Annotated in this window: 23 protein-coding genes; all 23 read right to left on the reverse strand. The window is 65.3% G+C overall.

From position 1 onward, the window contains the following. Positions 1 to 276 precede the first annotated feature (276 nt). Positions 277 to 4,143, reverse strand: a complete 3,867-nt coding sequence (locus G9Q80_RS23785) for a hypothetical protein (protein ID WP_088715523.1) — start codon at positions 4,141 to 4,143, stop codon at positions 277 to 279. Beyond that, complete coding sequence (locus tag G9Q80_RS23790) at positions 4,140 to 4,547, reverse strand: DUF6950 family protein (protein WP_043145022.1); 408 nt, start codon at positions 4,545 to 4,547, stop codon at positions 4,140 to 4,142. Before G9Q80_RS23790 ends, G9Q80_RS23785 begins: the two co-directional genes overlap by 4 nt. Next, positions 4,540 to 5,208 carry a hypothetical protein gene (locus G9Q80_RS23795; RefSeq protein ID WP_139132370.1) on the reverse strand — a complete coding sequence of 223 codons (669 nt, stop codon included), beginning with the start codon at positions 5,206 to 5,208 and terminating at the stop codon, positions 4,540 to 4,542. The genes G9Q80_RS23790 and G9Q80_RS23795 overlap by 8 nt, the downstream gene beginning before the upstream one ends. Then, entirely contained in the window at positions 5,205 to 5,855 is a 651-nt protein-coding gene (locus tag G9Q80_RS23800) for a hypothetical protein (protein ID WP_069210611.1), read from the reverse strand. The genes G9Q80_RS23795 and G9Q80_RS23800 overlap by 4 nt, the downstream gene beginning before the upstream one ends. Further along, positions 5,855 to 8,149 (reverse strand): coiled-coil domain-containing protein, encoded by a 2,295-nt coding sequence (locus G9Q80_RS23805; protein WP_088715522.1) that lies wholly within the window; start codon positions 8,147 to 8,149, stop codon positions 5,855 to 5,857. The genes G9Q80_RS23800 and G9Q80_RS23805 overlap by 1 nt, the downstream gene beginning before the upstream one ends. Before the next feature lie 12 nt (positions 8,150 to 8,161). Further along, positions 8,162 to 8,407 carry a DUF1799 domain-containing protein gene (locus G9Q80_RS23810; protein WP_210426243.1) on the reverse strand — a complete coding sequence of 82 codons (246 nt, stop codon included), beginning with the start codon at positions 8,405 to 8,407 and terminating at the stop codon, positions 8,162 to 8,164. A gap of 104 nt (positions 8,408 to 8,511) precedes the next feature. Beyond that, positions 8,512 to 8,823 (reverse strand): hypothetical protein, encoded by a 312-nt coding sequence (locus G9Q80_RS23815; protein ID WP_088672189.1) that lies wholly within the window; start codon positions 8,821 to 8,823, stop codon positions 8,512 to 8,514. A 13-nt stretch (positions 8,824 to 8,836) separates the two neighbouring features. After that, complete coding sequence (locus tag G9Q80_RS23820; RefSeq protein WP_088715521.1) at positions 8,837 to 9,769, reverse strand: phage tail tube protein; 933 nt, start codon at positions 9,767 to 9,769, stop codon at positions 8,837 to 8,839. Positions 9,770 to 9,772: 3 nt separating this feature from the next. Further along, complete coding sequence (locus G9Q80_RS23825) at positions 9,773 to 9,919, reverse strand: hypothetical protein (protein ID WP_157903841.1); 147 nt, start codon at positions 9,917 to 9,919, stop codon at positions 9,773 to 9,775. Then, entirely contained in the window at positions 9,916 to 10,350 is a 435-nt protein-coding gene (locus tag G9Q80_RS23830) for a phage tail terminator protein (protein ID WP_088715520.1), read from the reverse strand. The genes G9Q80_RS23825 and G9Q80_RS23830 overlap by 4 nt, the downstream gene beginning before the upstream one ends. After that, positions 10,350 to 10,778, reverse strand: a complete 429-nt coding sequence (locus G9Q80_RS23835; RefSeq protein WP_088715519.1) for a gp436 family protein — start codon at positions 10,776 to 10,778, stop codon at positions 10,350 to 10,352. The genes G9Q80_RS23830 and G9Q80_RS23835 overlap by 1 nt, the downstream gene beginning before the upstream one ends. 97 nt (positions 10,779 to 10,875) lie before the next feature. Beyond that, positions 10,876 to 11,337: an HI1506-related protein gene (locus G9Q80_RS23840; RefSeq protein WP_088715518.1), complete on the reverse strand. Its 462-nt coding sequence runs from the start codon at positions 11,335 to 11,337 to the stop codon at positions 10,876 to 10,878. A 10-nt stretch (positions 11,338 to 11,347) separates the two neighbouring features. Beyond that, positions 11,348 to 12,241, reverse strand: a complete 894-nt coding sequence (locus tag G9Q80_RS23845; RefSeq protein WP_088715517.1) for a Mu-like prophage major head subunit gpT family protein — start codon at positions 12,239 to 12,241, stop codon at positions 11,348 to 11,350. Between the two features lie 13 nt (positions 12,242 to 12,254). Further along, a complete protein-coding gene (locus G9Q80_RS23850) occupies positions 12,255 to 12,692 on the reverse strand; it encodes a hypothetical protein (protein WP_088715516.1) in 438 nt (145 codons plus the stop codon). After that, positions 12,692 to 13,696: a phage protease gene (locus G9Q80_RS23855; protein WP_088715515.1), complete on the reverse strand. Its 1,005-nt coding sequence runs from the start codon at positions 13,694 to 13,696 to the stop codon at positions 12,692 to 12,694. The genes G9Q80_RS23850 and G9Q80_RS23855 overlap by 1 nt, the downstream gene beginning before the upstream one ends. Before the next feature lie 191 nt (positions 13,697 to 13,887). Next, a complete protein-coding gene (locus G9Q80_RS23860; RefSeq protein ID WP_133066414.1) occupies positions 13,888 to 14,646 on the reverse strand; it encodes a hypothetical protein in 759 nt (252 codons plus the stop codon). Continuing rightward, complete coding sequence (locus G9Q80_RS23865) at positions 14,640 to 15,713, reverse strand: MvdC/MvdD family ATP grasp protein (RefSeq protein ID WP_168246590.1); 1,074 nt, start codon at positions 15,711 to 15,713, stop codon at positions 14,640 to 14,642. Before G9Q80_RS23865 ends, G9Q80_RS23860 begins: the two co-directional genes overlap by 7 nt. 392 nt (positions 15,714 to 16,105) lie before the next feature. Further along, positions 16,106 to 16,630, reverse strand: coding sequence for a phage virion morphogenesis protein (locus G9Q80_RS23870; RefSeq protein ID WP_088715512.1), 525 nt, complete (start codon positions 16,628 to 16,630; stop codon positions 16,106 to 16,108). Continuing rightward, a complete protein-coding gene (locus G9Q80_RS23875; RefSeq protein WP_088715511.1) occupies positions 16,623 to 16,892 on the reverse strand; it encodes a hypothetical protein in 270 nt (89 codons plus the stop codon). The genes G9Q80_RS23870 and G9Q80_RS23875 overlap by 8 nt, the downstream gene beginning before the upstream one ends. 9 nt (positions 16,893 to 16,901) lie before the next feature. Next, entirely contained in the window at positions 16,902 to 18,302 is a 1,401-nt protein-coding gene (locus G9Q80_RS23880) for an ADP-ribosyltransferase domain-containing protein (protein ID WP_088715510.1), read from the reverse strand. Further along, positions 18,295 to 19,920: a DUF935 domain-containing protein gene (locus tag G9Q80_RS23885; RefSeq protein ID WP_088715509.1), complete on the reverse strand. Its 1,626-nt coding sequence runs from the start codon at positions 19,918 to 19,920 to the stop codon at positions 18,295 to 18,297. The genes G9Q80_RS23880 and G9Q80_RS23885 overlap by 8 nt, the downstream gene beginning before the upstream one ends. A 3-nt stretch (positions 19,921 to 19,923) precedes the next feature. After that, positions 19,924 to 20,751 carry a DNA adenine methylase gene (locus G9Q80_RS23890; protein WP_088715508.1) on the reverse strand — a complete coding sequence of 276 codons (828 nt, stop codon included), beginning with the start codon at positions 20,749 to 20,751 and terminating at the stop codon, positions 19,924 to 19,926. Between the two features lie 152 nt (positions 20,752 to 20,903). Beyond that, a complete protein-coding gene (locus G9Q80_RS23895) occupies positions 20,904 to 22,532 on the reverse strand; it encodes a hypothetical protein (protein WP_232788230.1) in 1,629 nt (542 codons plus the stop codon). Positions 22,533 to 22,535: the final 3 nt, after the last annotated feature.

The following is a 22,535-nucleotide window of genomic DNA, read 5'->3' on the forward strand; positions in this document are numbered from 1 at the left end:
TTGGCTGCGGCGTGTGGTGTGATCTGGACCGTGAACAGGTCGCTCGGAATGTCATCGACATACCGTGTCTCGTCGGCGTCGAAGGTGAATGTCTCCGTCACCAGGTGCCGAAACACGGTGTTGTCAGAACCGACTTGCTCGGTGCCGTCGGCGCGATTGATCTGGTAGCCGTAACTCATGTCAGATTTCCGATCCTCACGCGCAGGACGCCCTTCTCGTCATAAATCTCTGCTTTGCCTTCGGAGATCACAGTCCGCGGCACTGGCTTTGTTGGTTTCATGTCAGGTTCCCAATTCTCACCCGCAGCACCCCAGCGGCGTCGTAGACCTCGATCTTGTCGTCGGAGATAACCGTGCGCTCGCCAGTGGGGGCGGTCTGGAAAGTCCCGAGCGTGCCCGAAACCGCCGAAAGCTCGGTCACGTTCAACTTGTCCGCGGTGATCGCGCCGGCTGCTACCATCGACCCCGTGACCGTCAGCCGCCCCGCCACGATGTTATCGGCAAAGAGCTGATCGAGCACGGCGGTGGTAATTTGGGCAACCCCGGTGATCTCGACATAATCAGCCGCGATCTTGTAGGTACTCACCGGGCCGCTAGTGCCATCTGACACGCTCACCAGCTCGATCAGGTTTTGCCCGTTCAGCCGCCAGACATAGCCGGCCGCGATGCCATCCGCCTGGGCCTTGGCAAAGGCGGTGGCCGAGGCCATCGCGGTAAGACTGGCATACTCGGCCGAGATCGTTGCCTCGACCGCCGAGACCGCGCCCGCGCCGTCCACCTTGGTGTTTTGCAGGTTCGTGATCGCCGCGCTGTTGTCGCCAACATCCGATTGCAGCGAGACAATCGAGGAGGCTTGCGAGGTGATCTCGCCCTCGGCCGCAGTCACCCGCGTGTCGAGGCCAGAGATCGCCGTGGCGTTGCCGTCCGCATCCGCTTGCGCCGCATCGGCCGCGCCCTGGGCTGCGGAGACACCGGATTGCAGCGAGGTGATCGAGGAGGCTTGCGAGGTGATCTCGTCCTCGGCTGCCGTCACCCGCGTGTCGAGGCCAGAGATCGCCGTGGCGTTGCCGTCCGCATCCGCCTGCGCCGCGTCGGCCGCCCCCTGGGCTGCGGCGACACCGGCTTGCAGCGAGGTGATCGAGGAGGCTTGCGAAGTGATCTCACCCTCGGCCGCCGTCACCCGCGTGTCGAGGCCAGAGATCGCGCCCGCGTTGACCGTGATCTCGCCCTGCGCGCCGGTCAGGGTCGCTTGCAGCGAGGCGATCAACCCCGCTTGCGCCTCATCCTCTGCCGCGCGCGCCGTGCTTTCCTCCACCAGCGAGGCGGCCGTGGCCTCCTGCGCGGCCTTGAGCGCCAGCCGCTCGGAAGCCTCGGCCGCGAGGCCAGCATCCACCCGCGCCGAGAGATCGCGGCGCCCCTGTGCTGTCGCGCGGCGCACGGCCTCGTCGCCCGTCCAGCGGTCCCAGAGATCGGCAATCCGGCGCTGCGTGTCGTCGGCGCTGTCGTCGTAAAGCTGGCGCATCACCTCGACCGCATCGGCAATCGCCGCCGTATCCCCCAGCGCCGTGAGACTGCCCTCGGCCGTGGTCACGCGGTCCTCGAGCCCGTCGAACGTGGCGGTTGTCACGCGCTGGTTGATCTGGCCTTGCAGGCTGTCGAGCTCCTGCGTGACCGTGGTCATGCTGACAAGGCCGCCCGCCACCGTCAGGGTATCGGTCAGCGTGGTGATCGTACCCTCGGCCGCGTCGAGCCTGACCTCTGCATCCGTGATGCGCAGATCGAGATCATCGAGAAGCGGGATTTGAGAGGGGTCGAGCACCGCCTCGGAAATCGCCTGGCTCACCGTGTCGTTGACATAGGCCACCGTTGCCTTGAGCTCGAGCGCCACCTCGACGGCCGAGAGGTTGATCTCGACATTCGAGACGCGAGCCTCCGCGCGCTCGAATGCGGCGATCCGCACCGCGCCGGTCTCGCTGTCCACAAAGATGCCCGCGCCGGCCAGTGTCTTGTTGGTGCCGAACTGCGCCCATTCCAGCCCCATGAGCCGCTGATAAGCCTCCTCGAGGCCGGTCTCGAGCCGGGGGATATCGTCGGCCAGGGCGGTGGGGCGGTCGAGCGGGCCAAAGCTGGCAATGGCCGCGTCCCGCAGCTCGGCAATCACGCCGGTTGCATCGGCAAGCGCCGCGTCGTGGCGGTCAAAGGCCTCATCGATCTTGCCCGCAAGGGTATCGGCCAGGTCGGCCTCGGTCAGGCGCAGATCGGGCGTCGTGACCTCGAGCCAATCGGACCAGTCAAAGAGCTCCTCCTCGCCGGCGGGACGCAGGCGGGCCTCGTAATCGGTGGCCGGCAGAACGCCCTCGGCCACCACCAGGCGCGCGGCCTCGGCCGGGGCGCGGCCCTGGGCGATCACCTCGCCGCCGGAAAGCCTCACCTCGTAATCGACGCCCCCGGCGCCGTCCTCGGTCCAGGTCGCGATCACCGCCGGGCGGCGGCCCGTGGTGCCGTCAGAGATCGCACCGGCGACAACCGAAAGCCCCTCGAGCGCGTAGGGCTCAGGCGTCGTGACCGTGGCCGGGGGCACGTCATAGGGCAGTTGATCCGCGGCGCTCCAATCGTAATCGCCGGGATCGCGCTCGCGCACGGCCACCTGTGTCAGGAGCGTGCGCAGTTGCACCTGTTTCTTTTGCACCTCGAACAGCTTGGCCGCATAGCCGTTGCGGGCGCTGGTCCAGGCCACGGTTGAAAGCGGCGGCACATGCGCCGCATCCGGCGGCAGGGTCAGGCGGTGCACCCGGAACCGGCGGGCATCCTCGAGGTAACTCTTGGCGAGGCGCTGCGCTTGGATCGCGTGCGGACAGGTCGGCAGGGGCAGGCTTGCGATCTGCCGGCGGCCATCGTCCTCGAGCTCGAGATCGGGCCGCAGGACGGTCGGCGCCTCTTTCGTCTGCCAGGCCATCACCGGCTCGGGATAGGTGATCGCCACGGCGTTGGTCGTGTCCGCCAGGCCGGGGAACGGGTCAAGCTCCTGCGGGCGAGAGATCACCACGTCCGCATCGGTGAAGAAATAGGACGGCAGGGCGGGCGCGCCGACCTGGATATACCAGGTGCCCCCCTCCTCGACCAGCTCACCCGAACAGGATGCCAGAAGATCCTCGATCACCTGCGCCGGCTCATCCTGCGCCACGCGCACCTCGGTGCCGGCGCGATATTGCGGCTCGGTGCCGCCGTCCTCGACGGTCACGGACAGGTCGCATTCATTCATCGCCGCGGCCCAGGTCGCCAGGGGCAAATCCTCGGCCGTGGCGCGCCCGCCCCAGGTGGCCCCGTTCGGCAAGGCGATCCCGCGCAGGATATTGTAGATCATCACGGCCGGGTTTTCGGTCGGCTCCCAGGTCGCGGGGTCATTCCAGCGATGCGCCCCGAAACCGCCCGCGCTGCCATCCTTGCGCGGGTCGTAGAGCGGCACGCCCTCGATCTCGAAAAGCACGGTCGGCAGGCCGGAAAACTTGGCCTTGTCGCCCTTGTCCAGGATAAACGTCAGGACCGCATAGGATCGCCCCTTGCCCACCATGTCGGGGGTCCAAGGGAAGTCTGGATCACTGCCCAGGCGGTTGAGGAGATAGGGCGAGGCGGCGGTTTGCGTGCCGTCATAGAGATAACGACACACCCGGCCATCATAGGCGCCGCCCGTGTTCAGCTCGCCGCGGCCCTTACCGTCCTGCACACCGCTCCACGCCTGGCGCTCGCCGTTGACATAGATGCCGGACACCACCTGCCCCGGCAGGCCAAGATCGATCACATAGACCAGTTGCGCGCGGCGCGAGCCCCAGCTCAGGGGGGGCGCGACAAAGGCGCCGGCGGTGGCATAGCGCCCCAGCACGAAACCCTCGGAATTGTCGCCCCCGGTGAGCGTGGCCTCGGTCTTGAGGCCGCCCGCCGCCTCGGGCGCCTTGAGCTTGGCCTGCGTCAGCTTGGACAGGACAAGGCCCACGGCCAGCCGCACAAGCGCCTGGCCGATCACGCCAAGCCCCGCGAACCAGGAGCCGACCGCGGCAATCGCCGCACTGACCGGCTCGGCCGCGGCCGGATCGGCGCCCACCACCAGGAAGGCCAGCGCCAGAACAAGGATATTGAGGCGGATCATACGCGGAACGCCCTTTCTGCATCTGTCAGGGGCACAAGGCCCAGGCCCGAGGGCCGCAGCACATAGATTGACGGCCCCTGCACGATCCCCAGGGCCAGCGCCTCGCCTTCACGCACGGCCGCCACATCGCCCACCTGGGCGCGGATCGGCGCGACCTCCTCGAGGTGCGCGGCGGCAAGCGCCACATGATCGCCGTGCCCCTCCTGCGCCAGGAGCGCGAGGCCATCCTCGAGCGTGCGATAGGTGCGGCGCCACCCCGCCGCCAGGTCGGTGCCGGTCATGGCCTCGACGGCCCCGGCCGCGAACAGGGCGCAATCATGCTCGCCGGGCCGGAACCGCAGGCGGGCAACCTCCCCGAGATATGCGGCCAGGCGCGGCCGCCAATCCTTGCGGCGCTCAACCATCGGCCGCGCTCCCCCGGTTTTCCAAGCGGGACGAAATGCCTGCCAGCTTCTCGGCAAACGACTGGCCCCCGCCCTTGCCGCCGCCGCGCTTCATGCCCCACCAGACACCCACGGCCCCGGACACGTCCGCATAGCGAAAGAACCGATCCCCGGCATGGGTCGCGCGGTGCGCCTCATCAGACCGCCGCAGCGGCACGCGGCGGGTCAGGGCGCGGGCCGAGCTTGCCAGGCGGGCCGAGAGCGAGGCCTCGCCATTCTTGACGCCCTCGCGCAGCGTGGCCTCATCGAGCCAGCCCTTGAAAACGCGGGTAATCTCGATCAGGGCGTTTGTCTCGGGATCGAAGCGCGCGAGGTGCATTTCGACCGGCGCCTGCCGGGCGTCATATCCCCGGATGAGCTGTTGCACCTCATCGGTGACAAGGGCCAGGCCCGCCGTCTGCATCTGCACCCCGAGGCCCACCTGCGATACCAGGTCGGCCACCTCGAGCACGGCCCCGGCGCCGGTGTATGTCCGCTGATCGCCATCGATCACAAAGGCCCGATCCTCGAGGCCGGTATGCAGGCCCATCGCCTGCGGCGTCCCGGTCTCGCGATCCTTGGCCTCGATCCAGATCAGCACCTCGAGCGCCAGCGCACCGCGCGCCACAACGGGATAGGTCATCGCACTGTCTGCCTCCATGCAAAGGAAAAGCCTTCGTCAAAGGCCGACCGGCGGCGAAGCCCGCTGAAACTGTCGGGCACGTAGACCGCCTTGCAGATCGGTTGGATCAGCCGCACCACGTCATCGGCCGCCACCGCCTCGGGGATGCCCGGCACCACCTCGACGGTCACTTGCGCCGGCGCGCCGACAAAGGTTCCGCCCGTCACCACCCGCGCCAGGAAATACCGGATCGGGGTCGAGCCGTAGGAAATCGAAAGATGATCGCCCGGCGTCAGCACATAGCCGGACGGCAGGTCGGTGAGGGTCATTTCGCGGGCGTTGCCCGCCACGCTTGCCACGCGGCAGACTGCGGCGCCCTGGATCGCGCCGCCAGGATCTGCCTGGGTGAATTTCCGGCGACGGTCATAGATCAGGAAGGGCGCCCCGGACTGCCGGATCAAGTCGATCAGCGCAAGAACCTGGTCGTGATCCCTGTTCGGCGGCACAAAGGCCTCGCCCATCCACAGCCGCGTTCCCATGCGCGCGGTCAACACCTCGCCGCCGCCGGTTTCCGAAACGCTCATCGCCTCGCCCAGGCGAAACGAATACATGTGGATGCCCAGGCCATCCCAGAAGGTCGCGAGATCAATGGGAAAGGTGATCGCCATCAGTAGCGCACCCTCGGATCGCGCCGGATCTCCGCTACCCGGTCGGGCAGGACGCGGTCGTACTCGGCAAATCCCGTCCGGACCACCGCCCCGGCCTCGTTGCGTGCAATCTCCGCAACCGTGCCCTCTTCGGTGTAGACGCGGATTTCAACGACGCCCTCGCGCCCCCCGGGCATCGCCATAGGCGACGAAAGCGAACCGCCGTCGGCAAAACCTGGGATCGGCGTGCCGGCGTTGATCGCCTCCAGCAGTGGACGGTGGCGTTGCGTGGCGGCGGCATTGACAGTGAACTCGCCCGGGCTGACGCGAACCAGCTTCTTGTCCGCGCGTGGCCCGCCCTGCCCGTAGTGCATCCCGCCATCAGCGAAGTTCAGGATCTCGCCGATCCAGCCAAAAAGTCCACCACCGGATCCGCCACTTCCGCCACCAAACAAGCCCATCAGTGGGCCTTCCCCCAGCAGCAGGGCCTGCCAGGCCGCATCCTCCAGCGCCCGGGCAAAGCGATGCCAGGCGGAGGCGGCATCGTCACCGCCGCGCACCAGGTCAGGGATCAGGTCTGCAAAGCTGGTGCGGAAGAACTCCGAGGTCTCCGCCGCCTGCGCCTTGGCCAGTTCCTCCTTCTGGATCGAGGCGATCAGCTTGGCGACCTCTGCCCGCTCTGCATCCGTGGCCCCGGCCAGGTCACCGCGCAGGCGGATCATCTCCTGCTGGACCGGGTCGCTCTCGCGCAGGATGGCAAGCTCGTCCCGCCTGGCCGCAATCAGGTCTCGGACGGCGTCGCGTTCGGTTTTGGCGGAGCGCCCGCCCCCGCCGGATCGCTTTGGCTCCCGGGGCGGGCCGCCCGGTGGCGTCCAGTCGCCATACTCCAGGTCCAGCAAGGTGATCCCGGTGCCGGTCGTCATCCCCTTGGGGAGGTTCTCGTTGAAGCGTCGGGCTGCATCAGCAGCGGCGGCACCGGCCATGTTCCGGGCCATCGTGTCCGCAAGCGACGCCCGTGCCAGGTTGTCAGCCAGGCGAGCGGCCTCATCGGCAGCGGCGCCGACTCCCGACGACAGGTCTAGAGAGGCAAAATCCAGACCCGATTTCACGACATCCAGCAGGTTCTGGTAGAGTGAGATCGTCTCCTTGTCGGCGCCCTTCAGGCCATCCGTGGCATCGTAGAGATGCTGAGCGAGCTTCTGCGCGGCGGCGGCCTGTTCCTCGGGACCTTTCGCGGCATCGACCTCTGACAACAGCTTGGCGAACTCGGTGGCCGCTTCAGCCGAGATGTTGAACTTTTCAGCGAGCTGGTCGATGGCCCGGCCAACATCGCGCAAGTCGCGGATCTCCTTGCGAAGCTCCTTTGTGCGCCGGATTGCGGCCACCAACTGCTTGTCGGAGAACTCGCCGACCCCCGCGTTCAGCCTGTCCAGTTCGGCCTGCGCATCGCGCAAGGCCTTTGCCTGATCAGCCACCTGTCGGGGGCTGAGACCGAGCGCGCTGCCCAGGCTGAAGGCCTCAGCCAGCCCGCCCATCGCCGCGCCGAAAGCTTGCTGCGCATTGATCCTGGCCAATTCGCGCTGGATCTCGAAGAATGCCTGCGCCTCATCGGTCAGGGCACCGTATTCGTCGCGCAGATCGGTGAGACCACGTGCGCCATCGCGGGATGCGTTCTGGAACTTCTTGACCGCAGCCTCCAGCGCGTCCAACTGGTCCGTGAGATCCTCTGTCTCTTCCCCCACATCGAAAAGACCTTGCGACAGTCCGAAGAGGATCGGGACAAGTGCGCCAACTGCAATGCCAACGGTGCCAAAGCCGAGCGCAAGGTCAGGAGCCTGGATCGCCAGGGCTTGCAGGTAATTTCCCGTCACCGCGCCCTGCTGCGCGACCTGGCTGAACTGCATCGACATCTGGCGCAACCCGCCGCCGGCAAAGGCCGATGCCGCCTGGTTCGCGCGCGGGGCCTTGCGGCCGACATCCTCGATCTCGTCGCCGAGATGGCCCGCCGCCTGCGCGGTTTTGCCGATGTCCGCCTGCGCCTGTCCCGCCTGCGTCTTGAGCTTGGTCAGTTCGCCGCGCAGACCGTCGATCTGCTTCTTCGCCGCCGCGTGCTCGTTGCGCAGGTTGACCAGGTCGACCTTGTAGGCCTCCAGCTGCTTTTGCAGGGCCACGAAGTCGGCCGAGGCCTCCTGGCCGCTTTGCCCCAGGGCGTCGACCTCGGTCTTCAGCCCGCGCGCGCCCTGGCCCGTCTTTGCCAGTTCCGCCTGCGCCTGCTTGCCGTTGGCCGTGAGGCGCGCATGCATGTTCAGCGTCATGTCACCCCCCGTTCAATCCCCGTTCAAGGCCGCTTTGGCGCCCTGCTCGATCTGCCGGATGTCCGCCCAGAGGCCGGGCGTGACCTCGATCCCCGCAAGGCGCAGCCCGGCCTCGGCGGCGGCGTAGTCCAGGCCCAGCCAGCGGGTCGCGGCGCCAAAGCGCGGCTCGATCCGCCACTGGGTGCTGACCACGGCAAAGGCCTCCAGCGCGGCGACATGCTCGGGCCAGAGCGCCTCCTCGGCGTCCTCCGCCCGCAAGAGCTCGGGCGGGATGCCCCAGAAGGCCGCGTCCTGGTCGACCTGGCGGGCCGGGCCGGACTGGTCCGAGAAGTGCCCCTCGATCAGCGCCCGCCCGGCCCATCTCAGTTTCCCTGGCGGGCCTCGATGCGGCCTTCGTTGTAGGCCCGCAGGAGCGCGATCCGCAGGTCGGCAAAGCCGATCACCTGTTCCAGCAGCTCCGGCGAATGCGGGATCGGCTTCTTGTCCGCGCCCTCGATGTCATCGAGGCGCCGGATGATCTTGCGCATGACGGCCTTCTCGCCCTCGATGCCCCCCGCGCTGACCGCGCCCATCTCCTCGTCGGGCAGGATGACGAACACGGCGCGGAAGTCCTGACCGTCGGCGGTCTGGACAGTCCGGGTGATGGTGCGTTCTTCGGCGATACGAAATGCCATTGCGGGATCTCCGTCAGGTCAGGGTGAGGGTCCACTGGTCGTTGCCCGAGCCGGGCAGCGGGACCAGGTTGAGCGGCCATTCCATGATGCCCTGCGCCTCGGTCGGATTGCCGGGGCGCTGGACCTGGCAGGTCGGGGCCGAAAGCGCCGCGATGCGGCCGGCGCCGGTGCCGTGGGTCAGCGCCACCGCGACGGCGGTCTGGTCCTGCGCCAGCGCCCAGGGATCGAGGGTCGAGAGCGCCACGGCCTCGACCTGGCATTCGATCATGTCGGACCGGTCGACGATGACGATCTCCTCGGCGCCGACCAGGAACCGCCCTTCCACCTGGTTGCCCAGTCCCAGTTTGAAGCTGCGCATCACCATGTCCTCGCTCCCGATGGTGAAGAGCGGCGTAGCGGTGTTCGACGCGATGCGCGGCTTTTGCCAGGCACTGAAGTCGGGCGTGGGCAGCGTGCCGGCGGCGGGCTTGGTCCAGAGGCCGGTGAAGGTGAACCCCAGCACCGGGATACCGCTGGCATTGACCGTGACGTCGCAGTTCCCCCGCGCACCGGTCAGGGTGAAGAGATGCCCATCGATGTGCAGGTAGAGCGTGACGCTCTCGAAAGCGTCCGAGATCGGGTTGTAGACCACGTCGGTGCCCGGAGTGATCGTTTCGGCGCAGCCGCAGGCGCGCAGGAGCGGCCCCCAGGCCGGCGCGGTCCCGGCGGTGCCGGAGGGTTCCAGCTCGACCTTAAAGCTGATCACCTGGTGGAGGTCGAAGGGGATCGTGGCATTGGCCCCGAGATAGGGCGTGTCATGACCCCGGTCGGCATCGGCGCCCTGCATGGGCTGGATGCTGATCTCGGAGGCAAGGATCGCGTTCGCCCCGCCGGTCGGAGTCGGGTCGGTGCCGTAGGTGGCCTCGATCTTGGCCAGCAGGATCTTCTTGCGGAAGTACATCGGCATGGATCAGGCCTCTTTCTTGGCGGGCTGCGCCGGTTGGGGCGGTTTCGGCGGCTCGGGCCGTGGCGCGGATTTGGGGGGCTTGACGGTCTGCTTCAGGCCGCCCTTCTCGGTGCGGGTGAAGCTGCCTCCGGATTGCGGGAGCCTGGTCATGTGGGGATCCTCAGCTGGTCGTTGATGCGGAACTCGGTGACAAAGGCCATGAGGCCACGTTGCGAGGGCGCCGGTCGCTCGGCCGAGAGCTCGAAGACGCCGACCTCGTCCCCCGGCGCCCAGCCGCAGAGCGCCTCCTGGATGTCCGCCAGGAAGCCATCGAGACGACCCAGGGCACGCTGGCCGCGCGCGTCGGTCGATTGCACGAAGGTCGCGATGGAGACGCCGCGCCGCACTGGCTGGATGAAGAGACCGGCGCCCATCGTCTGGGCGGGCACGCCCGTCGTCGTGCCGGGCAGGACATAGGCGTTCACGCCGCCGCTCGGGACACGGCCGTCCTTCAGGATGGCGGTGAACTCGGCGGCGAGACCGACCCGGCCGTCCAGCTCCGGGACCTGCGCCTCCAGGCGTGCCTTGACCTCGGCCAGCATCAGATGAAGCCCTTGAGGTTGTCGGGCGTGAAGGGCCGCTCGCGGTCGTTGACGCGCACGCCGCCGGCCCCGGTCTCGGAGGGGGTCACGCCATCGGCGTCCAGGATCACGTTGCCCCTGGCGATCTCCTGCAGCGTCTTGATGGCCTGGCTGTAGTCGCGGACGATCTTCTCGTTGGGCTCGTAGACATGCAGCGTGTAGATCGCGATCTCGCGGCTGATCTTCGGGATCGGGTCGGGCGTGACGGCGAAGGGCAGCGTGTAGCGGCCCTTGACGTAGCCGTCGATCAGCGCGTCCGCCTCGGAGATCGCGCGGGTCACCGTGTCGGCGTCGATGGTGCCCGTGGCCAGCTCGCCCCGGTCGGTCAGATCGATCAACAGCTCGGTGCCGTAGCGCTCTTCGAGATCTGCCTGGGTGCAATAGGGCATGTGAAGGACCGTTCAACAGGGGTGAAAAGCCCCGGCGGCGCGGGGGCGCAGCCGCCGGGAAAGTGGCCCGCCGCGCCCCCCGGCACGGCGCGCGGTGTCAGTCTTGAGGCAGACCGGACAGGGTGAGCTTCGGATCGCCGGCCAGCATGGCGATCTCGTCATCGCTCAGTTCGGCCAGGGGGATCTTCACCGGCTCGGGCGAGAAGTGCCGCCCGGCCCGCCAGCGGCCCTTTCTGGGGCCGATGACGGTCAGCACGCCTTCGGGCGGCTGTTCCGGGTCGAGTGTGGCAGGCTTTGTCACCTCTTGAGGCGCCGCCGCCGCTTCTACGACGGGCGCGGACCCCTGGTCTTCCTCGTCGGCGGGTTCCGTGGGGGCGGCGCCTTCGCCCGCCCCCTGCACCGGCCCAGGGCCGTCGCTGGTCCCTTCCGGCGTGGTATCCGATCCGGCCTGCTCTGCCTCGGCCTCGGCGATCTTCTCGGCCACCGTCTCGTCCTTCCAGCGCGAGCTGGTGGAGATCCCGAGTTCGGCGGCGCGTGCGTCAAGCTCCTCGCGGGTCATGGCTCACCCCTCACGCCAGCCAGGGCACAACGAGCAGCTCGGCGGTGCCTTTCCACTCGTTGGTCTCGCCCCCCGAGGCGTAGTCGGAGTTGAGGATCTTGCGCGCGGCGCTTTCCAGCGAGGGTGGCACCACCAGCAGGTTCGGCATCAGGCCCAGCGGGCGGCCATAGTCGCCCTTCATGCCCGAGAGTGCGGCGCGGGCCGTGGCGTAGTTGGCGGCGTTCAGGGTCTGCTTGGACCCCCAGGCCATCTGCCAAAACCCGAAGCCCACGTTCATGTAGCCGTCGGCGCCATAGACGAACTCGTCGTTGTCGAAGACGTTGTCGTCCTGGTCCCGGTCCTTGGAAACGAACTTGAACTCCTTGCCGATCTGCAGGATCAGCGGCTTGAGCGCGCGCGAGGTGTCCAGCAGGAACCAGCCCGTGCCCGATCCGCCGTCGGTGTTGGCGACCGTGGTGTCGTTGCCGTTCTCGTCCTTCACCGGGTGGTCGGTGTCGAAGAAGTTCTGCTCGTCGTAGCATTCGGTGGTGAAGCCCGCCTTCAGCAGCGCATAGACCAGCTGGTCCTTCTTGGCCCCGGTGGACCGCCCCATCTCGGTGAACATGGGCGCATAGATCCCGAGGTTGTCGGTCTCGACGTGACGGCGCTTGACCGCGACCGTCAGTTCGAAGCCCTTCTCCTCGATGGAGTAGTCGTGCTGTTCGAGGTTCTGGACGGCGCGCGGCCCGATCCACTCGCGGACGTTCGGCATCTGGCCCAGCCAGCCGTATTTCTGGCTGGTCTGCGAGGAGCGCACCTCGGTCGCGATCCGGTTCCACTGGCTGGGCGCCATGCCCAGGCCGTTCTTGAAGGCCCCGGAGAAACCGACGCGCAGGCTGTTCAGGTTTGCGGCATTGATGAGCATGTCAGGGGTCCTCTCAAGCCGCGGCTGCGGCGGTCAGGGCCTCGTCCAGGCGGACCCAGACCCCGTTGGCGTCGACACCTTCGATCAGCCCGGCGGGCGAGCGCGTGGAGGTGCCATCGGTCTTGGCGACGGTCTGATCGTCGACGGCGTAACAGACGTCGCCGATCTCGGCCTTGGTGATCTCGTCCGCCGCCGCCGAGTTGGCGAAGCGGTAGATGCCAGGGCGGTAATCGCAGGTCAGGTCACCCGCCGACCCTGCGGAGTTGTCGACCCGCTCCTCGGCACGGCCGGCACCGATCAGGCCCGTGGCGGTCTGGCCCTCGACCAGGTTGCCCGAGGCATCCCGCATCACCAGGGCGCCGGCATAGATCAGGGTCGAGGCGGCAACGTCGCCCTGGCGGATGTCACCCTCGAAACGGGCGGTGTTGCGGTCTGCGGTCAGTGCGGCCATCAGGCTGCCTCCTCTGCCTGCAGAAGCTCAAGATACTCCTTCTCGGAGTAGCCCATCTGCTCTGCGATAATCTTCTGGTCGATGCTCAGCTCGGTGATGGCCTCACCCTTCGGGGCCGGCTTGGCGGTATGGGTCGGCGAGAGCTTCTTCATCCGGGTCACCACCTTCTCGGCGCGATCCGGGCTTTCCAGCCAGATCGCCGAAAGCTCGGCGCGGAACTCGGCGTCGATGGCCCAGCCTTCGGCGACCTTCTTGTCCAGCCACTGATCGGCGCGCAGCTCGTCCAGCTGGGCGGTGAGTTCGGCGACCTGGTCGGCGTCGCCGGCATTCGCCACGGCCGCCTTGGCCAGGACGGTCAGCTCCGCCACGCTGGCGCCCTCCTCGGCCCCCAGTGCAAGCGCCAGGGTGGCGAGCTCGGCGGGCTTCTCCGCGCCTTCCTTCAGCTTGGAAATGGCGGCGAGGGTCGCGTCCTCACCGGCATCATCCGCGAGGCCCAGGGCCTTCGCGATTGCGGCCATGCTCATGTCGTCTGTCTCCTCGGATAGGGAAGCGATGGCCCCGCCCAGGGCGGGGGTATTGGTCAGGGAGGCGTGGAAGATCCGCGCCACCTTGCCGGTGGCCTTGTTGAAGGACATCACCGGCGAGATGCCGTGATAGGCGCGGTCGGCCATCAGCTCGGCGCCCTTGCTGTTCCAGGTCACACGCCCCCAGATCCCGTCCGGACGGCCCTGCAGCTCCTCGATCCAACCCACGGCCGGCGCATCGCCGCCTTTCGGGGCGGAGCGCGTGGTGGCGTGGTTCACGTCGATGAAGATCCGCTCACCGGATGCGGTGCTGGCGGCGATCAGCTCCTCGGCGCTGTCGTAGAACCAGGGGCCCCGCCCATCGATAGAGCGGAACTTCTTGCCCGGCGCAGGCAAGAGCTGGATCCATTGTGGCGGGGCTTCACCTTCCAGCGAAAGAGCCACCGCCTCGAAGGACGAAATATCGGGACGCGTGTTCATGAGGGCAAAATGCCCGGCGCCGCGCCCCTGTTACGTTGGCAAGGTCGTGCTGCAGTGTCTCATGGAGCTGCCGGTGCGTTCTGGAAGGAAGGGCAGCGCAATTTTGGTGAGAGCATCAGCTCTAGAACTGCCGACATGCGTGACACCGGCCCTGAGCCGCCCTTCGTGCCAGGTGCGGCGAATGACCGGTGTCAGCTCGGACTTGGAGCTTCAGCCAGTTGCCAGATTGAACCAGTTGCCAGATTGAATAGGAGTTGCTCCGAGTTGGATGATAACGAGCCTTCGTCGCGTTTAATGTTGAGGACTAGAAAGATCTTCTCTCTCGCGCGTTCATTGTCATCGGACGAATCTATCATTGCGGTGAGCAGGCTGGCAAAGAGGGCGAGTGCCAGCATTATGACGCCGTTCCTGATCGATATAGTCGCCGCGGTCGCCTCGTTGGATCGAATTATGTTGTCTCTTTGGAACGCCGAGGCCGCATTAACCCTTTCCAGACGTGCGCTCTCATCGTCGCCTGATATCTTTGATAAGTACCCCGCTCCGTAGCCGTATCTGGGCTTAGGAATGCCCCCAGAGAACCCGATGTATACACCAATAATAAATTGAAGGCTGGATATCAGGAAGATGATCGCTATAGGGTACTTCATGTCGGAGTGGCTTAGCGTTTGTAGCAGTGTAGTTCCTGCTAACCCAGCCACGGCAACGGATATGGACAACGCCGCGGTTAACTTGAAAAGCTTCTCATCAATTTCTTTTGCTCTTTGCCATTCAGATTGTATTAGCTCATCAAGCTGGCTGTTGCTGAGCTCTCGAAACGGTAGCTCGCACAATTTTTTCGTGGCAACATCTCGATTTGCCAGCTTCATATGAAGCGGAGCAACTAAAGAAGCTGCGATGACCTTCGGACGAGAAATAATCCACTTTAAGGTGGCGCACATATGTTTCAACATTCGCCCGCCAGAAGGTCGGCAATTGAATTGGATATTGCTCGCCCGTCAAAATCAATCCACCCCCATTCCCCAGTCGGGTTAATTTCTACAAACCAGTATTTGCCGTTTGAGTAAGCCAAATCGATAGCGCCGAATGTGAGGCCAAGTGCCTTTGTCAATTTTATGCACTTTTGAGAAACTGGTACCGGTAGGTCAAAGTCTTGAATTTTCAACTGCCTCTTCGGCGTCAGTCGCCAATCGCCGGATATCTGACCTTCGGAGCTGAAGACACCAACACACCATAGCTGATCTCCGACAACGGTTACACGCAAGTCAATTTTGTTGGATATGAAGTGTTGGACTGTAGCCGGGGCAATATGAAGCGAATCATTGGAAACTTCCTCCCAGTTCACGGGCTGAGTGTAGCCAAAGAGCTGATCATCCCCTTGCCTCAAAAGAAGAGTGTCAATGCTCTTTAACACAATCTCAGACCCTATGCTCTGCTCGACCTTAGCGTTCCTGTCATTCGTCATCAATGTCCTTGGAACTTCAAACCCGACACGCGAAGCTTCCAGAAGTTGGACCGCCTTAGTTTCAGCGCGATAGGTTTGCGATGGATGATTCACCCACCTCGCCTTGTCGAATACCATCATAGATCGCATAAAAGCAGACCATTGAGTTTTCGAGATTTGATCTTCGAGGGAGGCTTGGGGTTCAGAGAATTTCCGATCAAAGGTGCCCTGCCGCCACCATACAGACAGAAGCTTGTTGCTGACGCTCCATGTGCCTGCCTCGGTGCTGCAAGTTAGAACGTGGCCAGATGGGTTTAGAGAAAGTGCGTGATCCGAAAGACTTTCTCTATTTAATCGAAGAAATTGCGTGCCGTTCTCCCTGAGACGAATGCAGATTCGATCAGTCGAAAAGTCTAGCTCACTAGACAATATTAAAACCTGAACATCGCGGATCAATCTACTGTCCTTTTTGATCTTCGCCCGTTTCAATATCGTTTTTTTTGCTCTGAGGTATGTACTTGGAATCGTTACACAATGGCCCGGACTCTCCTTGCCAAATACCTCTCTCAAAGTCATAAACTGCGTTCTCCGGCCGAACACCGTGGGGCTGCGCTAGCGTTCGACGGGTGGTTTTTAGAAGGGCGTGCATAATAATCCTATTCTCGGTGCATGCTTGAGGATGCTGTATATCGAAGAGTGTAGCCGACACGAACGATGCTGTCATTATCGGGCTTTGTCCAGCGTCCGCGTCAGTGAAGAAACTGCAAGGCATACGATGAGTCACTCGGATAGGGATACTGGACTGTTTCGCACCCAACCGTTGCGCATCCGCTGCTACATTCACAAAGTCCGCTTGCTGCGCATCTCTGCCGTCCGTCCAGGGTGCAGCGAACGGCTTCTTCCCGCCCTCCCGTCCCGCGTCTGTCGCAACATCCGAGATAGAGGCATCGGAGCTACTGTGCATGAGATCAGTCTTCGATCAGGCCTTGAAGATAGTCTTCAATGGTCTCCAGGAGGGCCGTCTCATCCTCGGGACCTATGCCCAGGAAGGGCCGGGCCGGGATGTCGCCCCAGGGGATCGTCATAAAGAAATCGCGGCCATTCTTGTCCTTGCCGATCCGCGCGCCGAACTGCCCCTGGGCCGCGCCGAACTGCATCACGGCGGCGTAGATCATGTTCGATCCCCAGTCGACGTGTCCCGGCGCAACCTCATAGGCAAACCTGGACGAAAGCGCGCGTGTCACCCCGACCAGCGGGCCACCTTTCGGCGTGTCGCCCCGCGCGGCATAGGCTTCCAGCGTTGTCTGGCTGCGCGGCGCCCAAGCCGTTCCGTCGGGCGCGGTTCCCGACTTGAAGTTGCCCTTGGTCCGCTCGACCATCAATTCGCCTATGTCCTGAAGAAGCGGAGTCAGATCGTCCAGAGCCTCATACGCCTGCGCCAAGGCCGGCCGCAGCGTGTCTGTCGTAACTTCGACGGTGAAGCCGTCAACCATCGACAACAGTCATTGAGGGCTGGATGTGCTTGGTGGCTGCGAAGATCCGCCAGAACTCCGGATCGTCTCCCAATCCGGCGTCCCGTGCGGCCCGTTCTTCAGTCTGGGCCCAGGCTTCGGTCAGCAGGTAATCGGAAGGATCACCTGTCAGATCTGCAAGCAATGCCGTGAAGCGCAGATCGGCGCCGGTCACGTCGAAACCGGCCGCAGCCCACCGGGCGCGGTCTGTCTCCGAGGGCAGGAATGGAACGCGATCTGCCATTGGATCATTCTATCCGAATTCCAGACTCAGCGCCACAGGATTGGGACCAGGCCGTTCCCCGGGTCTTATCTCGCGAAGCCTGATGTGGATTGTGCCCTTTTCCGTCCATTTCCGCAGGACGCGAAACCGGGTCCCGCGTGCAAACAGCACCTCCTGTTCATTGGGGTGTCGTGACAGGTGTTCAATGCTCTTGCCTGTCGCGCTCTCAATTTCAAGGCGAATGCCGCCGCCGAATGAAGCCTCGGCCGTTCTGGATGTACTGGTAAAGCTGCGGAACTCGACGACGCGTCCCTTGCGCATTCCGGCAAAGACGTTGCGAAGATCCGTGCCCGGCTTGGCGTAGACGCCTCGCCAAACCGTTTGCGTGTAGTCGGGAAGCTGGTGCAAGGCATCATCGATGAGGGTCGCCAGTGCAAGATAGCCGGACGTCTCCGCCCCCTCCTGGGCATTGCGCAAGGCCGCATTGATCGCCCCGTATTCATGCCCTGTATAGACGTTGATGGCGACCTTCTGATCCAGTGTCAGAGAGGCGTCGACATGTTGCGATACCCGATTGCGCAATGCACTGACGTGATCCGTGGCCTTTCCTGCATCCCCAAGCACCTGGGTGTAGACGTCATTCAATGTGGGCAGCGACGGAGGCGCAGGCTCTTCAATGTCCCGCGTGAATTGATCAGCCAGCTTGGGCGGCAGGTTGACCGCCTTGCCCTTCATCTGCGCAAAGACCTCCTGCACTATGCTCTCACCCGGCGCATAGCCCCAGCCTCGATCGATCCCATCCGGTTCGCCGGTCTTCTGGTTCAGATCCCGCCAGTTCTCGGGTAGTGTGACTTTCGGGTTGCCGCCGAGGCGTATCGCCTGCCGCAACGAGCGGGCGCCGACGACATAGCAGCTGCAGCCCCAGCCGTTCGGGGGATAGTGCGTGGCCCAAAACGGGTGGTCGGCCGGCAGGATCAAGCCGTCCCAGGCAAGGTGCTGCTCGCGCGGCTCCAGCGCGCCGCCGTGGCGATAGACCCAGTATTTGAACCCGCCCTCGACCAACTGAGCATGCCGTCCGGCGGCGTAGCTGGTGCGCATGTTCGTCTGGTAGATGATCCGGGTGCGCCAGGCCTCGCCCTTTTTCGTGCCCTCCCCGGTCCAGCCATGCCAGCCGCGCCGCTCGACGATCTGCCGGAAGTCACGCCGGAACTCTTCCAGGCTGGTGCCCTCGGCGATGGACTTCTCGACGGCCTTGGCAAGGTCCGCCAGCAGGTCCGCCTTGGCGGCACCGGCCACCATGAAGGCGCGGTCGTGCTGCGCCTTCCACAGATCGTCCCACTTGGCCGTGGGCACATGGTTGCCCAGGCGGAGCCGGAAGGCCGCCACCTGTTCCTTGAACGGCTTCCGAAAACTCGTGGCGAGATCAGCCATCGCCGTCCTCGGCCATCAGGCGCCCCGCAAGATCGCCCGCAATGAAGGCTTGCGCCAGGACCTCCGCCAGCGCCTCCTGCGAAACCGCCGGATAAGCCCCCAGCAGCATCTCGCGCAACTCCTCCAGGCTCTCGGTCGAGCCCATCATCGCCTCGATCTGCCCCAGCATCGCCTCGATCTCAGGTGCGGCCTCCTCGGCCAGCTGGTCGACCGCGATGTCGAGAGGCGCTGTGCCGCCCGCTGAGCGGCCTCTCTCGTCGTCACGGCCAACCGCCGCCGAAAGAGCGGCAAGGGTATTCAATGGGTATTTAACGGCGCTCTCAGGAGGGTTTCCGTCCCCTGCCCCCGGTTGACCCGGCGCCTGCGGCGCATTCTGCCCCCCGGGACGCAGGATTTTGGCCCCTTCGGAGGGCCGGCGCAGGCCGAGCTTGGCATAGACATCGTCCTCTGCCACGGCCAGCCCGCGATCCACGGCCTCCCCCACGGTCTGCATCCACTTGGCAAGGTCCTCGGCCTCTGGCCGGGCGATGACGATCCGGGGGTAGCGACCGTGCCCGGGATAGTTCAGATCCACCCAGGGCCGCACCAGGTCCCGGTTGAGCGCGCCGGAGAGCGCCTTGGCGTCCGCCCGCTCGATGTCCTCCTGCACCATCCGGTGCTCCTTGCCGGACCCCAGCCCGCCGACCTCGGCGTCAGTGGTCGCGGTCTGGCCCAGCACCGCCTTCGAGACCTGCTTGTCCAGCCAGTCGGCCCGACTCTCGTAGAGATCCACCGAGGCGCCGACATTGCCGGTTTCCACGAATTCGATCTCCATGCCCTCGGGCATGATCGCGGCACAGTCCCCGGCGATGTTCGCCACAGCCCGGAACAGCGTGTTCCGGTCCTTCTCGGAAGCTCCCACCGGATACCTGCCCACGCGCAGGGGCTGGCCATAGGTCTGGGTGAAGATCGCCCAGTCCCGCAGCGTGTACATCTTGAAGAGATAGGCCCAGGTCACGGCCCGACAGATCCCAGACCGGGGCGTGATCCCGCTCTTGGCCCGGATCCGGGGATGGATGAACTTGTATGCCGGCAGCGGTTCGTCCTGGCCGTTCTCACCGATCAGGATTGGCGTCTTCAGATCGCGGCGGTCGAACCGAAACCAGCGCGGGTCCCGGGCCTCCAAACGCACCGGCCAGAACTGACCGGCGCTTTGCTCCCAGATGATCTCCGTGAAGGAATAACCCTTGCCGATGCTGTCGAGGATATCGAACAGCTCCTCCTCCAGCTCATCGCGCAGGAGCCAGGTGCGCAGATCCTCGGCGATCCGCTTGTCGGTCGCCTCCGAACTGGCATCCTCGACCGTGATGTCGAGCTGGGTGACAGACCGCTTCCGCGTGCCCAGCACGCCGACATAGTGCAGGTCGCGCTCCTCCATCGCCTCGGCCAGCTCCAGCTGGCGTTCGGGATGCCCTTCGTCCGCTTCGCGCAGGATGTTCGCCAGGCGGCGCGGATCGAGCCCGTCGCCGGGATAGCCGGTGAGCGGCGAACGGACGCCGGTCAGGGAGGGGCCTGCCACCTCGCGCGTCAGCTCACGCCGACGGACCGGGCGGCCCCATTGATCGACCAGTTGGGTCATAGGTCACTCCTTTGCGGGTGGATCGGCCGAGAGCGGGAAATTCGAGATCAGCAGCTCGCCCCGGCCGGTCTGGGCTGCGCCCCTGGCGACGGAATAGGTTGTCCGGACCGGCGCCAGCTCGGCCCAGTCGAAGATCTCGCGCACCTCCGGCACGTCGTTGATCGACAGGAGAAACCGCCCCCTGGCGTGGCGGAGCTGATCGGCCAGGTCACCAAAGCGTTCGCGCGTGAAGGCCTGTTTGCCATAGTCGCCTTCACTGCCCCAGTAGGGCGGATCGAGGTAGAAGAGCGTCCCCTCGCGGTCGATCCGCCTGATGAACTCCGCGAAGTCCAGGCAGGTCACCGTGACCCCGGCAAGGCGCTCGTGCAGGGCTTCGAGGTCCGGCTCCAGCGTGGTCAGGTTGAACCGGGCGGGACGGTCGGTTGAAAGGCCGAAGTTCCGCCCGCTGACCTTGCCGCCGAAGGCGCAGCGCTGCAGGAAGAGGAACCGTGCAGCGCGCTGCATGTCGGTCAGGGTGTCCGGATCGACGGCGATCAGCCGTTCAAACCCTGCCTGTGTCGTGATCTGGAACCGCAGAAGGTCCAGGAAGGCGACGTAGTGTTCCTGGAGGACCCGGAACAGCGTGTAGACCTCGCGGCTGAAGTCGTTGATGAACTCGACCCGCACAGCCCGCCGACGGCGCAGGAAGATCCCGCCCATGCCGACGAATGGCTCGGCATAGGTGGTGTGCGGGGTGGCGTCGATGATCGCGCAGATCCGTTTCGCCAGGTTGCGCTTGCCGCCCAGGTAGGGGGCGATGGGGCGCGCCTGGCGCAGTTCTGGATCGCTCATGTCGGTTAACCTTCTCTTTACCGCTTGCCGTGCAGGGTCTACATCGGGCGGCCGGACGGTTGTGACGGTCGGCGGGGTGGCATAGCTGGCTCCCCGTGTCGGGAGCATTGGTACTGCTCCCGGCCCCTTTGGGCCTTTTGTCAGCGCGGGCATCAGAGGATCCCCCCGCGCAGGCGCGCGCCCAGCGGCTGGCGCCACCAGGGCCGGTCATTGTCCCTGTCCTCGGGACCGTCCCGGCGTTCTGTCACCGGCTGGTAGGCGATCTCGGTGCCGGTCTGCCGGCTGGCGTACCAGGCGAGCGCCCCGGCCACGGCGCTGTCGCCGTGACGGTCCAGCCCGTCGCTGCCCTTGAAGCGGAAGTCGCGCGGCACGCGGATGATCCCGTCCACGAACTGCAGCGCCTGGTGATCCGCCAGCACGTCGGCATGGGCCGGCAGTTCGATGGTGCGGTCGGTGAAGGCCTCGATGTAGGAGGGCATCTCGGAGGCGTACCATTCGCGGCTGAAGCTCACCTCCTCGATCCGGCTGCCGTAGCGCATGGCAGCCTCCTCGGCGAGGTAGGCGCCGTTGCCGGTCTTGTCGACGGCCCCCTTCATGAAGCGGGGCAAACGGTCGGCGATGTAGAAGAAGACCTGCTTCTGCTGGCCAAAGGGGATGTTGCGCATCTCGACAATCAGCCTGCAGCGCTGGCGCAGGTCCTCGCCCTCTTCCAGGATCACGATGTCGGTGGCGTCGCCGGACCGGGCAAAGTCCTCGCCCAGGTTGTGCCGCCGCTTCGGGTCCAGGCTGTCGAGGGCCGGCTTCAGATGCTCCTCGCACCAGGCCAAGGTCTCGGCCTTGCGCTGTTCCTCCGGTGCGTTCTTGAAGGCGTCCGGCTGGTGCCAGCGGTGGAAAGGCGCGCCTTCGACCAGGCAGGCCTCGATCTGCACCCGCGTCAGCGCGGCACCGGCCATCTCCGAGGGGACCGCGTCCAGCTCCTGCTTCATCGCGGCGTCGCGCGCGCCGTAGGAGCTGCGGATCTGCGCCTCCCAGGCGTCCTGTGCCTTCTGCGACCAGGTCTCGCCCTTCATCAGGCAGACCCGGTTGAAGAGACCGTTCAACACCGCGTCGCCGAAAGTGTAGGTGTGGACCTCGAAGCCGTTCTTGCCGGCCCGGGCTTCGCGGATCAGCTCGTTGAACGGGTTCAGGTGCCCGTTGTGGGTGGAGATCACCCGCACCTTGCCGCCCCAGATCAGCAGGGCGTTCACCGCATCGATGACCTCGCGCACGTCACGGTGGAAGGCCGCTTCGTCGATGACCACGGTGCCCTGAAGGCCGCGGATGTTTGCCGGGTTCGACGACAAGGCCTCGACCCGGAAGCCAGAGGCAAAGCGCACGCGGTAGGCCGCGATCTGCTTGGTCGTGCCGTCGGGTTGCTGGTCCTCGAAGAGGAACTCTTCGACCTGCCCCAGCTCGCCGGCCACCACCTTGGCGAAATGGGCGACATAGCCGATGGCCTCGCGGCCCTTGTCCTTGGTGTCACCGATGTAGAAGCAGTTCTGCCCGCCGGCGGAGCGTTTGGCGGCGGCGATCAGGGTGCAGCCCAGCATCTCGGCAAAGGTGATCCCCGTCCGGCGCCCTTTCTCGCAGACCTTGAGGTCAGAGGTATCCTCCAGCCAGGTCTTCTGGTGCTCCATGAGGATGCCCTCGGCAAGCGGGTCGAGATCCGCCGGGATGTCCCCGCCGCGCGGTAGATCGGCGGGGAGTTCCTCGGGATTGCGGGAGAGGACAGGCTGCGTCATGGC

This window comes from Mameliella sp. LZ-28 (assembly GCF_012274245.1).
Taxonomy (GTDB): Bacteria; Pseudomonadota; Alphaproteobacteria; order Rhodobacterales; family Rhodobacteraceae; genus Antarctobacter; species Antarctobacter albus.